This window comes from Methylobacter svalbardensis (assembly GCF_037671525.1).
Lineage (GTDB): Bacteria > Pseudomonadota > Gammaproteobacteria > Methylococcales > Methylomonadaceae > Methylobacter_A > Methylobacter_A svalbardensis.
The window spans coordinates 1-12,887 of sequence record NZ_JAWPOH010000012.1 but is presented as its reverse complement, the minus strand read 5'-3'; the positions used below and the strand labels follow the sequence as shown (position 1 = coordinate 12,887).

Annotated in this window: 11 protein-coding genes; 7 read left to right on the top strand and 4 right to left on the bottom strand. The window is 49.1% G+C overall.

From position 1 onward, the window contains the following. Nucleotides 1-113: 113 nt before the first annotated feature. Both RW114_RS06875 and RW114_RS06870 read right to left on the bottom strand, forming a co-directional pair. On the bottom strand, nt 114-947 hold the full coding sequence (locus tag RW114_RS06875) for a PHP domain-containing protein (protein WP_340121999.1): 834 nt from the start codon (nt 945-947) through the stop codon (nt 114-116). A gap of 99 nt (nt 948-1,046) precedes the next feature. Then, a complete protein-coding gene (locus RW114_RS06870) occupies nt 1,047-2,900 on the bottom strand; it encodes an ABC transporter ATP-binding protein (protein ID WP_340121998.1) in 1,854 nt (617 codons plus the stop codon). Nucleotides 2,901-2,982: 82 nt separating this feature from the next. On the opposite strand from RW114_RS06870, the gene RW114_RS06865 reads away from it, so the two are divergent. The 7 genes from RW114_RS06865 to lysS all read left to right on the top strand — a co-directional run bounded on the left by RW114_RS06865 (nt 2,983) and on the right by lysS (nt 11,316). After that, nucleotides 2,983-4,887, top strand: a complete 1,905-nt coding sequence (locus tag RW114_RS06865; protein ID WP_340121997.1) for a transglycosylase SLT domain-containing protein — start codon at nt 2,983-2,985, stop codon at nt 4,885-4,887. A gap of 81 nt (nt 4,888-4,968) precedes the next feature. Then, complete coding sequence (gene fabA, locus RW114_RS06860; protein WP_340121996.1) at nt 4,969-5,484, top strand: 3-hydroxyacyl-[acyl-carrier-protein] dehydratase FabA; 516 nt, start codon at nt 4,969-4,971, stop codon at nt 5,482-5,484. A gap of 11 nt (nt 5,485-5,495) precedes the next feature. After that, nucleotides 5,496-6,719, top strand: a complete 1,224-nt coding sequence (gene fabB, locus RW114_RS06855; RefSeq protein ID WP_340121995.1) for a beta-ketoacyl-ACP synthase I — start codon at nt 5,496-5,498, stop codon at nt 6,717-6,719. 72 nt (nt 6,720-6,791) lie between these two features. Further along, nucleotides 6,792-7,697 (top strand): tRNA 2-thiocytidine(32) synthetase TtcA, encoded by a 906-nt coding sequence (gene ttcA / locus RW114_RS06850; RefSeq protein WP_340121994.1) that lies wholly within the window; start codon nt 6,792-6,794, stop codon nt 7,695-7,697. Then, nucleotides 7,694-8,428, top strand: coding sequence for an SAM hydrolase/SAM-dependent halogenase family protein (locus tag RW114_RS06845; protein ID WP_340121993.1), 735 nt, complete (start codon nt 7,694-7,696; stop codon nt 8,426-8,428). Before ttcA ends, RW114_RS06845 begins: the two co-directional genes overlap by 4 nt. Before the next feature lie 166 nt (nt 8,429-8,594). Next, nucleotides 8,595-9,693, top strand: a protein-coding gene (prfB, locus tag RW114_RS06840) for a peptide chain release factor 2 (protein ID WP_340121992.1) whose coding sequence is annotated in 2 segments (ribosomal slippage) — nt 8,595-8,669 and nt 8,671-9,693 — 1,098 coding nt in all. Because the reading frame shifts where the segments join, the coding sequence is not laid out codon by codon here. Between the two features lie 123 nt (nt 9,694-9,816). Further along, nucleotides 9,817-11,316 (top strand): lysine--tRNA ligase, encoded by a 1,500-nt coding sequence (lysS, locus tag RW114_RS06835; RefSeq protein ID WP_340121991.1) that lies wholly within the window; start codon nt 9,817-9,819, stop codon nt 11,314-11,316. A gap of 135 nt (nt 11,317-11,451) precedes the next feature. Here lysS and gloB read toward each other — a convergent pair whose 3' ends face one another. Both gloB and RW114_RS06825 read right to left on the bottom strand, forming a co-directional pair. Then, nucleotides 11,452-12,216, bottom strand: a complete 765-nt coding sequence (gene gloB / locus RW114_RS06830; protein ID WP_340121990.1) for a hydroxyacylglutathione hydrolase — start codon at nt 12,214-12,216, stop codon at nt 11,452-11,454. A gap of 100 nt (nt 12,217-12,316) precedes the next feature. Beyond that, nucleotides 12,317-12,646, bottom strand: a complete 330-nt coding sequence (locus RW114_RS06825) for a DUF2845 domain-containing protein (protein ID WP_340121989.1) — start codon at nt 12,644-12,646, stop codon at nt 12,317-12,319. Between the last annotated feature and the right edge of the window lie 241 nt (nt 12,647-12,887).

Genomic DNA, 12,887 nt, shown 5'->3' with positions numbered 1-12,887 from the left:
GCGGCTTGTCCACGAAAAGCACGAAAGGCACGAAAAATATGAATTTCTTGATTTTTTTTCGTGATTTTCGTGTCTTTCGTGGACATTTTTTGGGGTATATTTATTATTGAAAATCACTTAAGCAGTTCCCAAATCGGTGTGATGTTCGCAGGCAACGATCCAAGTCGACCTAATTCTACCCAGGGGTTGGCCGGATTGTGAAAATCGGAACCGACGGAACCGGCCAGTTCAAAGCGTGTTGCGTAAGCGGCCACTATTTTTATTTCATCAGCATTATATCTGCCGGTAACGACTTCAATACCGAGTCCGCCGACTTCCTTGAATGCGGCTAACAGGCGTTTCATCCAGCTGGCGGTCAGTTTGTAGCGTAAAGGATGCGCCAATACCGCTACGCCGCCGGACCCGGTAATCCAGCTTACCGCCAGTTCCAGGTCAGACCAGGTCGTCGGTACAAAAGCGGCTTTGCCTGCACCTAGATAGCGGTCGAAAGCTTCCTGTTGGGTAGATACATGGAACTGCGACAACAGAAAATCGGCGAAATGGCTGCGGGTAATCATGCCGTCGCCGGCCGCTTTTTTGACGGCTTCCAGCGCACCGGGAATGCGTTTTTTCTCCAACTTAGCAGCGATTTTTTCGGCGCGTTCGGTGCGCATGATTTGCAGGTTGAGAGTGGCCTCGCGCAACGGCGGATAGTCAGGATCAATACCCAGTCCGACAATGTGAAAACATTTATTCTGCCAGCTGGCTGATAGTTCTATGCCGGGTATTAAATGAATGCCTGTCTCGATCGCGGCAGTCTGGGCCTCCGCGATGCCTGCTACGGTATCGTGATCGGTTAAAGCCAGCGAGGTAACGCCGTGTTCATGCGCCCGTTGCACTAATGCGGTGGGCGATAATGCGCCGTCTGAAGCGGTCGAGTGGCAATGTAGGTCGTAGTTTTCAGGCATGGATTTTTTTAGGTTAAAGATATTAAAGATATTAAAGATAAAAGGCTAAAGGCGGGCATGTTGAAGGCTGGTTTTTTCGCCTTGCGCCTTTCATCTGCGCTACTGATACTCGCCATAAAGTTTTGCATAAAGGCCGTTTTGGCTGAGCAAGGTTTCATGTCGCCCATGTTCGCAGATTTTACCTTGTTCAAAAACATAAACATGGTCGGCCTGCTTAACGGCGCTCAGGCGATGGGCAATAATGATGGTGGTGCGGCCGGTTAAAAATTTTGCCAGCGCCTGATGTAATTTGTGTTCTGTTTCGCTGTCCAGCGCCGAGGTGGCTTCATCCAGTATCACCACTTTGGGGTCGGCGACGATCATTCTGGCAATAGCCACGCGTTGCCGTTGGCCGCCGGAAAGCCGCATGCCCAGTCGTCCGATGATGGTATCCAGTCCTTGAGGCAGATCATCTACGATGTCTTTTAATTGCGCGATAGCCAATGCATTCCATAAGGCGGCGTCTGTCGCGGGTTTACCCATCGTCAGGTTGGCGCGGATGGTGTCGTTGAACAGTACAGGGTGCTGCAGGACGGTGACCACATTTTCTCTGACCACTTCCAGGCCGATCCGGTCGATGGCGACTTCGTCGTAATAAATCTGTCCGTGGTCGGGTGGGTACAGGCCGATCAGGGTTTGGATCAAGGTTGATTTGCCGCCGCCGCTGGCTCCGACCAACGCCACTTTGTCACCGGCTTTGATTTTCAGTTGGATGCCGTCGAGGATTTTTTCATGCTGGGCTGTCCTGCCCGGCACCCCGTGGGTAAATGCCAATTCGCTCCCGGCGAATTGGTCATCGCTGTAACTAAAGTGCAGATTTTCTACGCGCAGGGACACGGTTTTTTTGTTTAAAAACGGATTTTCAAGGTGAGGGTAATGCGGTTCCTGTTTCAGCGCGTTAAGCCGGTTGATGCGCATTAAGGCGGCCTTGGCGGCATAAAAGGCATATTGGATGCTCAGGATTTCCTGCACCGGCGCCATCATGAACCAGAGATAACCGAACACCGCCAGCATTTGGCCGATGCTGAGATCGGAATAAAATACCATCAGCATCGCAGAGGCGCGGAAGATGTCGAAGCCGAACAGGAATACCAGAAAACTCAGGCGCGATGCGGCATCGCTTTTCCAGGCAAAAGCGGTGGAAAAATCCTTAACGGATCGGGCCGATTCGATCAGCTGCTGACAATAATGTTTCTCGCGGTTGCTGGCGCGTATTTGATGGATGGCTTCCAGGGTTTCGGTCAAGGATTGCTGGAAAATTTCAAAAGCGGAGTTTTCCTTTGATTTAAGGTCTTTAACGCGAGAGCCGATAATGCGGGTGAAATAAATGACTACCGGATTCAGCAGCAGGATAAATAAACCCAGTTGCCAATGCATCCATAAGAGTATGACGGCTGTTCCAATAATGGTCAGTCCGGCGACCAGCAGCTTGCTGACGGTGGTGCTGATAAAGGTGTCGAGGGTATCCAGGTCTTTGACCAGATGGGTCGCTACGGTGCCGGTGCCCAGGCTTTCGTATTCGGACATGGAAATGTTTTGCAAATGCCCGATCAGGTCGGTACGGATGCGGAACACGATGTCCTTGGCAATACAGGAAAATTGCCGGGACTGGATGATGTTGAAAATGATCGCAATAATGCGCAGCACGACGCTGATCAGCAAAACAACGCCGATATACAGGATGGGGATTTGCCAGGCTACAGGAAACAGCAGGTTGACGGTCTGGATGATAACGCCGGGTTTGTGCAATAGGACTTCATCGACCAGTAGCGGCATCATCAACGGCACTGGAACGCTGGCAATGGTGGCCAGAATGGCGATAAAATGGGAGCCAATCAGCTCTTTTTTGTGTTCTAAAGCAATTTGGTAGATAGTGTTCCAGTTATAAGATTTTGTCGCCTGTTTTGATTGCACGGGATTTGATCGGGCTGTTTATGAGTCCTTGATTATATCCGTCTGAACCCCTCTTTAGGAATATATTTACTGTGAGTGAGCTATGAAGTACCTGCGTGGAGAACTGTTGTTGTGTCTGTTTTTATTTTCCGGCGCAGTGCTTGGCAATACGCTCAGCCAGCAAAGAAATGATTTCTTGCAGGCAGAAAAGCTGATTGCCCAAGGAGAAACTGGCGCATTTTTAGAGCTGAGTGCTTCATTGACTGATTATCCTCTTTATCCTTATCTGCGCTATCTGTGGTTAAAAAATAATTTGCACGACACCGACAAAATTCTTGATTTTTTGTCGTCATATCAGAAAACGCGTTACGCCGGGTTGTTGACGTTTAAATGGCTGGATTATCTCGCTAAGAATCAGCGTTGGAGCGAGTTTTTGCAGTATTATAAACCAAGCCAAAATAACGCTCTTGAATGCCAATACAGCTTGGCGATCTATCATCAAGGTAATCAGCAGCAGGCATTAAATGCCGCTAAACGCTTGTGGGTAAGCGGAGATTCGCTGCCGCAAGAATGTGATCCGCTCTGGGCGATATTGATGAGTTCGCCCAGCTTTACGCCGGAATTGATTTGGCAGCGATTTGAACTGGCCTTGAACAAGGATAATGTCTCGGTGGCCGAATACGTGCGTCGGTCGATGAGTAAAACAGATCAGGATATTGCCGATGATTGGTTACAGGTTCATCAAAAGCCTGCTTTACTAGAAGATAGTCATTTTTTAACTAAGCATAATAAACAGTCCGGACGTATTTTTGCGCATGGCGTAGATCGTTTGGCAAAGTCTGAGTTGAGTCAGGCCATCAGACTTTGGGATGCTGGAAAACACGATTTTTGGATAGATAACCCGGTTTTCATGCACTTGGAGCGCCGTCTCGCGCTGGGCATGGCGTACAGTCGAGATCCAGGCGCCTATTACCGCTTAAGCCAATTGCCTGTTGTCGATGCGGAAGTCAATGAATGGAAGGTCAGAGCGGCTTTGCTGGAACAAAACTGGCAGCATGTTACCGAGGCGTTGGAGGCTTTGACGACAGAGGAACGACAAGATCCCAAGTGGCAATATTGGCAAGCTAGAGCGTTGGAGAAAATCGGCAACTCTGTGCAGGCTCAGGAGCTATACAATAAGGCCGCCGAAGACCGAAGTTTTTACGGTTTTTTAGCCGCTGATTATGTCCATAAGCCTTATCGATTTGCCAATAATCCGGTTTTTTCGGAAGAAAATGAACTTAACAGCCTAGCCAACGAAACCGATTTTAAGGTGATCCAGGAGCTAAATTTACTGAACAGGGGCGCAGAAGCCAAACGGCAATGGTGGTATGCGGTCAATAAATTAAGCAAAGAGCGGCGCAGGGTTGCAGCCAAACTGGCGCAGCGTTGGCACTGGGATCAAATTGCCATTATTACCCTGGTTAAAGCGGATTATTGGGATGATCTGGCGTTGCGTTTTCCGGTTAATTACTCGGATCAAATTCATAATAATGCGTCTCGTAACAATCTCGATCCATCCATTGTTTTTGGCCTGATTCGGCAGGAGAGTATTTTTAATAAAGATGCCGAGTCAGCAGTCGGCGCGCGTGGTTTAATGCAAATCATGCCTAAAACCGGTATGCAAATAGCCGGTGAACTCAAGGAACAATGGCGGTCGGATCAAAGTCTGTTTGATTCTGATGTTAACATCAGGTATGGCGCTTATTATTATAAGAAACTGCTGAATCAGTTTCAGGGGCACTTTGCCTTGGCTGTTGCGGCTTATAACGCGGGACCGGCACGGGTGGCAAGATGGTTGCCGAGTGTTAATGCTATGCCGGCAGATATTTGGATAGAAACGATCCCGTTTAAAGAAACCAGGAAGTATGTTGCTGCTGTGCTTTATCATTCCATTATTTATCAGGAAATCATGCGAAAAGAAGGCTTGAAGATGAAGGAATTGATGCTTGATGTGTTGCCCGGCTAAAAATTGAGCTGATTTTTTTTGATGCCTGTTAGATAATGCACAGTTTAGAATAATAATAACTACGCAAGGTATATAAAGAATATGGGGAAACAGCATAGTTTTACTCGCGAAGAGTTGTTGATGTCCGGCAGGGGAGAGCTGTACGGGCCGAAAAATGCGCAATTACCTCTGCCACCTATGTTAATGATGGATCGTATTACCCTGATTACCGATGAAGGTGGCGCCTACGGAAAAGGCGAGATCGTTGCCGAACTGGATATAAGGCCTGACTTATGGTTTTTCGACTGCCATTTCCAAGGCGATCCGGTAATGCCCGGCTGTTTGGGTCTGGATGCGATGTGGCAGTTGGTCGGTTTTTATCTGTGCTGGATGGGCGGACCTGGTAAAGGACGTGCTTTGGGAGTGGGCGACGTTAAATTTACCGGACAAGTTCTGCCTACCGCTAAAAAAGTCATTTATCGAATCAATTTAAAAAGAGTGATTATGCGGAAGTTGGTTATGGGTATCGCCGACGCCACCATGGAAGTTGACGGTAAGGTGATCTATGAGGCTAACGATTTACGAGTTGGTCTATTTACTTCCACGCAAGATTTTTAGAGGTACAAGTGATGAAAAGAGTCGTAGTAACCGGTTTAGGCATTGTTTCCAGCATAGGGAATAACCGAAAAGAGGTTGTCGATTCCCTTAAAGAAGGCAGATCAGGAATCGTTTTTGCAGACGTTTATAAGGACATGGGTTTCCGCAGTCATGTTCACGGACCTATCAATATTGATTTAGACGCCTTCATCGACCGTAAAATTAAACGTTTTATGGGCGATGGTGCTGCGTTCAACTATATTGCGATGCAGCAAGCGATTGACGATTCCGGCTTGGGGGAATCAGACGTGTCGAATTTCAGAACCGGCCTGGTGATGGGTTCCGGTGGTCCTTCAACGTCAAATATTGTTGAAGCGGCTGATATCTTGCGCGAAAAAGGCATCAAAAAAGTCGGGCCTTATATGGTGCCCAGAAGTATGTCCAGCACTAATACCGCCTGTCTGGCGACGCCTTATAAAATCAAAGGCGTCAATTACACGATCAGTTCGGCGTGTGCGACCAGTGCTCATTGTATCGGTCATGCGATGGAATTGATCCAGATGGGCAAGCAGGATGTGGTATTTGCCGGTGGCGGTGAAGAAGTGCATTGGACCATGTCGGTATTGTTCGATGCGATGGGCGCTTTGTCTTCCAAATATAACGACACGCCAAGCACAGCATCGAGACCTTATGATGAAACCCGCGACGGTTTTGTTATCTCCGGCGGCGGCGGCGTTTTGGTGATTGAAGAGCTGGAACATGCCAAAGCCCGCGGCGCGAAAATCTACGCCGAATTGACCGGTTACGGCGCAACGTCCGACGGTTACGACATGGTTCAACCATCCGGCGAGGGTGCTGTGCGTTGTATGCAGCAGGCGATGGCGACTATCAAGGACTGCAAGATCGATTATATCAATGCCCACGGCACCAGTACGCCGGTCGGCGATACCCGGGAGCTTGAGGCTTTGCGCAACGTGTTCGGTCAGGGTGACGTGCCGTTAGTCAGTTCCACAAAATCGCTGACCGGTCACGCACTGGGTGCGGCAGGTGTTAATGAGGCGATTTATTCGTTGTTGATGATGGAAGAAAACTTCCTCAGCGCATCGGCCAACATCACCCAGCTGGATCCGGGCGCAGCAGGCATACCGATAGTGCGTGAACGTAAAGACAACGTTACGTTAAATACCATCATGTCGAACAGTTTCGGTTTTGGCGGCACCAACGCAACGTTGATCTTTCAGCGATATAACGGCTAACGCGATTCTTCTCGGGGTTCGGATACACGAACCCCGTACTCTTTTCCTCTCAACTATTTCATATCTCTGACCATGTCAGATCCAAACCAAAAATCCAGAACCCAGTTTAACAAACTACAAAAAAAATTGCGGCACACGGTCGGCGATGCGATTGCCGACTACAACATGATCGAAAATGGCGACAAGATCATGGTGTGTTTATCCGGCGGCAAGGATTCCTTCACGCTGCTGGATATTCTGATGCACTTGCAACAAACCGCGCCGGTTGAATTTGACTTGATCGCGGTCAATCTGGATCAGAAGCAGCCCGGTTTTCCGGAACACATATTGCCGGAATATTTCGAAGCACTGGGCGTGCCGTATCATATTATCGAAAAAGACACCTACAGCGTGGTAAAGCGGGTCATCCCCGAAGGCAATACCACCTGCGGCTTGTGTTCGCGCTTGCGGCGCGGCACTTTGTACGGTTATGCCGAAGCCAATAATGTCACCAAAATAGCCTTGGGCCATCATCGCGATGACATACTCGAAACCTTTTTCCTGAATATTTTTTACGGCGGAAAATTAAAAGCGATGCCGCCCAAACTGTTAAGCGATGATAAGAAAAATATCATTATCCGGCCTTTGGCGTATACCCGTGAAAAGGATATTGAACGGCTGGCCGTATTTAAAAACTACCCGATTATTCCGTGCAATTTGTGCGGCTCCCAGGAGAATCTGCAACGCCAGGCCATGAAAGTCATGTTAAAAACTTGGGATAAACAGTTTCCGGGACGCTTGGAAACCATTTTTACCAGTCTTAAAAATGTCGCGCCTTCGCAGTTGGCCGATACGCAGTTATTCGATTTTGCCGGGTTAACGCGGAGCCAGCAAGCCGAAGAGCAGGTGATGACCTTTATCGCCAGGGATGGCGTGTATGCCGCTAGCCAGTCGGGAACTGGCGCGGCGGATGCCGGTTTGGATGTGTTGGCTCAGTGAGCCCTGTTGTTTTGTTTACCGATTTTGGGCCATATGGCCCTTATGCCGGGCAAATGGAATCGGTGTTAAGACGGATGGCGCCCAATGTCACGGTGATTAATCTGCTGAGTAATGCCCCGACAGCCGATCCTCGCTTAAGTTCCTACTTGTTAGCCTCATTGCGGCACAGTTTTCCGGTAAACAGTATTTTTTTGACCGTGGTTGATCCAGGTGTCGGCGGTCAACGCAAAGCCGTGGTGTTGCAGGCCGACGGACAAACCTTTGTCGGGCCTGATAACGGCTTGTTGAATACCGTCGCCGTTCAGGCACAGAACACGCAATGGGCGGAAATTATCTGGCAGCCGGAACAGTGCTCGATGAGCTTTCACGGCCGGGATCTGTTCGCCCCCGTTGCCGCAAAGCTGTCCATCAATGCGGCAGATGATTTATTGCGGCCATTTGACCGGAATGATTTAAGCGAATGGCCTCAAGACTTGGCGGCAGTGATTTATTTCGATTATTACGGCAATGCGTTGACCGGATTGCGCTATTGCGCAGCCTTTTTCGATAAGGTTTTAATTATTAACGGGTTTGCTATCAAACAGGCCGATACTTTCGGCGCTGTCGAGGAACAACAGGCTTTCTGGTATAAAAACTCCAGCGGTCTGATCGAGATTGCCGTCAATAAAGGCCGCGCTGAACAGCAAATGGCTTTGACATTGGGCATGCAGATCGGTTTTTTAGCCGATTGAGGAGCGTGACTCATTTCATTGCCAATTCCTCAACTTATTGGTATCAAGCGGTAACTTGGGATGAACAAGCCCTGGCTTATGGTTTATAATGATCCCCCTGTTTAAAGTTTTCATCGACCGGCGTTCGTATGCGTTGGGTCATGGCTGTCATTGGTAAAAACACCTCATGCAAGAAATAAATCCGATCAAAAACAAAATAGCCGACTTAAAAAGCCGTGGCGATGCCCTTAGGAGGTATCTTTGACTTTGACATTAAGAGCGAGCGGTTAGTCGAAGTTTTACGGGAGCTGGAAAACCCGCTTATCTGGGATAACCCGGAAGAAGCTCAGGCTCTGGGTAAAGAGCGCGGCCAACTGGAAGTCATCGTTAATACCATTAATGACCTGGAACGCGGCCTTAGCGACGCTGAAGAGCTGCTGCTGATGGCGGTTGAAGAAGATGATGAAGACACGGTTGAAACCGTCGTCGATGACCTGGCGCATTTTGAAAAAAGAGTCGCAGACCTGGAATTTCGCCGCATGTTCTCCGGGCAAATGGATGCCAATAATGCGTTTCTGGACATACAGTCCGGCTCCGGCGGCACCGAAGCCCAGGATTGGGCTTCGATCATCGAGCGCATGTATTTGCGTTGGGGTGAGCGTAAGGGTTTTAAAACCGAATTGATTGAAGAATCATCGGGCGACGTGGCCGGCATCAAAAGCGCCACGATCAAGTTTGAAGGCGAATATGCGTTCGGCTGGTTGCGTACCGAAACCGGCGTGCATCGCTTGGTCAGGAAGTCGCCGTTCGATTCGGGCAATCGCCGCCATACCTCGTTTGCGTCGGTATTCGTCTCGCCGGAAATCGACGACGATATAGACATCGACATCAATCCCGCCGATATCCGTGTCGATGTCTACCGTGCCAGCGGCGCAGGCGGTCAGCATATCAATAAAACCGAATCGGCCGTGCGCATGACTCACAACCCGACCGGAATCGTCGTGCAATGCCAGAGCGACCGTTCGCAGCATAAAAACCGCGATACCGCGATGAAGCAATTGAAAGCCAAATTGTATGAGCTGGAAATGCGCAAACGCAGCGAAACAGCTCAGGCACTGGAGGATACCAAGTCGGATATAGGCTGGGGCAGTCAGATCCGTTCCTATGTACTGGATCAGTCGCGGATCAAGGATTTGCGCACCAGCGTGGAAACAGGCAATACCCAGGCGGTTCTGGATGGCGACCTGGATCAGTTTATCGAGGCCAGCTTGAAGAGCGGCTTGTAAAGCTTCCGCTCCTCGGCAATAGCTCCTGCATTGCTCTACCTCCTGCGTCCATGTAGTCGTGCTCATGCCCCTTACCTACATCCCTGTAGGCAAAAAACACAAACAAAAGAGTCAATAAATAACATGTCAGAAATTCAACAAGACGAACAAGAACAAATCAGACAACGCCGCAGCAAATTGAATGAGTTGCGTGAAAACGGCGGCATTGCTTTTCCTACCGATTTTCGCCGCAATGTGGTGGCCGGTGAATTGTTGGCAGAATACGGCGAAAAAACCAAGGAGGAACTCGAGGCCGAGCCGTTGCGGGTAAAACTGGCCGGGCGGATGATGACCCGGCGGGTGATGGGTAAGGCGAGTTTTGCGCATATTCAGGATATGTCCGGCAAAATCCAGCTTTATGTAACCCGCGATGCTTTGCCCGAAAGTTTTTATAACGAGCAGTTTAAAAAATGGGATATAGGCGACATAGTCGGCGCGGAAGGCGTGTTGTTTAAAACCCAGACCGGGGAGCTCAGCGTCAAGATCGATGATATACGGTTGCTGACCAAAGCCTTGCGCCCGCTGCCTGAAAAATTCCACGGCCTTGCCGATCAGGAGATCAAATACCGCCAGCGCTATCTGGATTTGATCATGAGCGAGCAATCGCGCACTACCTTCTTGATCCGTTCCAAGGTGGTCGCCTATATCCGTCAATTCCTGATTGAGCGAAATTTCCTGGAAGTTGAAACGCCGATGATGCAAATGATCCCGGGCGGGGCGACGGCGCGTCCTTTTACCACCTTTCATAACGCGTTGGATATGGAGCTGTATTTACGAATCGCGCCGGAATTGTATTTAAAACGTCTGGTGGTCGGCGGTTTTGAGCGGGTGTTTGAAATTAACCGTAACTTCCGCAACGAGGGTTTATCGACGCGTCATAACCCCGAATTCACCATGCTGGAGTTTTATCAGGCTTACGCCGAATATGGGGATTTGATGGATTTGACCGAAACCATGTTGCGCGGCATCGCGGTTGAAGTGTTAGGGCAAACTGAGATTACCTATCAAGGCGAACAATATGATTTCGGCAAGCCGTTCGAACGGATGACCGTGTTCGATTCGATACTGCACTTTAATCCTAATTTGAAAGCGGCTGATATTAATAATCGTGAGTCTGCGACAGAAGTCGCCAAAGGCTTAGGCATTCTGCTTAAAGACGGCTACGGTCTGGGCAAGATACAGATCGAGATATTTGAGAAAACCGTGGAAAGCCGCTTGATGAATCCGACTTTTATTACCGCGTATCCGGTTGAAGTTTCGCCGCTGGCACGACGCAATGATGACAATCCGCATGTCACCGATCGTTTCGAATTTTTCGTCGGCGGCCGGGAAATCGCCAACGGTTTTACCGAGCTAAATGATGCCGAAGATCAGGCCGCGCGCTTCCAGAAACAGGTGGAAGAAAAAGAAGCTGGCGATGATGAAGCCATGCACTTTGACGCCGATTATATCGTCGCGCTGGAACACGGCATGCCGCCTACGGCAGGTGAGGGCATAGGTATCGACCGTCTGGTCATGCTGTTTGCCGATGCGCCGTCAATACGCGATGTACTGCTTTTTCCGCATATGAGACCGAAGGGTTAAGTTGTTAGTAGATTACACAAAACGTATTACTGTCATCCCGGCAGAGTGCCGGGATGACGAGTTTCTTGGAGGCCAACGTGTTGGGGTAAATTCACACGTTTTCACAATCCATCCGTGATTGAAAAAATCAGGCAGTTAAAAATTGTCTTTCAGCCGCCTGACTTCCGCAAAAACTTCCACCGGCTTTTTGTTCACCATCTTAATAGTTTCCCGCAACTCCAAGCTGTCTTCCCTGAAAAACGGATTGGTCGCCAGTTCTTGCTCTATCGTCGACGGCACCGTCGGCAAGCGGTTTGCCCTCAGCTGATTGACAACAGCCATTCGGTGCTGTAGCTGCCGATTATCAGGTTCTACGGTTAAAGCAAACCGGCCATTGGCTTGTGTGTATTCATGGGCGCAATAGATTTGAGTCGATGCGGGCAAGGCCTTCAATTTCTGCAACGAATGCCACATCTGCTTGGCAGTGCCTTCAAACAACCGACCGCAGCCCATCACAAACAACGTGTCCCCGCAAAACAGCGTGTTGTCGCCTGCAAAATAATAAACAACATGGCCGCTGGTATGACCGGGAGTCGAGATAACCCTGGCGGCATGCTTGCCTAGCGTTATCACATCGCCGTCAACAACCCCGCGATCAATGCCGGGAATTCGATTTTGATCCGAAAGGGGCGCAATAATGGTGCAGCCGGTTTTTTGTTTAAGCTCCAGATTGCCGCCAACATGATCCGAATGGTGATGAGTATTCAGGATGGTGGTTAGCCGCCAGCCCTTTTGCTCCAGAACATCCAGAACCGGCCCGGCAACAGCAGGATCGACAGTAGCGGTTTCACCCGATACCGGGTCGTGAAGCAAATAAATATAATTATCGTTTAAGGCGGGGAGTTGCAAGATGGTCAGCATGTTTTTAAGTCCTCACGATAGGGTGGCCTTGAATGCTAAACAGCATCAGCATGTCAAAGGCCATTTTTAACAGTTTGTGAATATGCGGCAAGAAACCGTTTTAATGTCCTTTCCCTAAACTTCTGATTTCTTTTAATATGCCATTTTCGAAACGAAGGTAATGCTGTAAACGGTAAGAGCCGAAATTGTACAGCCACTCTTCTATCTGGATTTCTTCATATTCATGAATATCAAGGGTTCTGCGCGGATGATGTAGGGTACTGCCCACTATTTTAGTCCGGTATTCAATGGATTCCGGCTCACCACACTGAGCAAGTACATCGCCTTTATGATCACCCAATATAATCAGATTTTGTCCGCATCGCATCGCAGATAAAGCGCTGAAAGAGCATAAGCTCAGAACCAGGATCCATGTAGTGCTAGTTTTCATTGGCATAAACCTTTATCAAAAACGTCAGTATGAATTTTGATGAAATCATAGATATTTTATGTTGCTCGCTGATTCTATTAATGAGTAGATCGGGCATATTTAGCATGTCCGATCGTAAACGTTCACGCCCCTACGCAGGCAAAGGCAATGGAGCCAAATTTTGCCGATGCCGAGCAATAGCTGTTTGTAGATAATCCCAAGGCGAATGACCACGTTGGCGGCATGTGTCGCTAACGCTGGC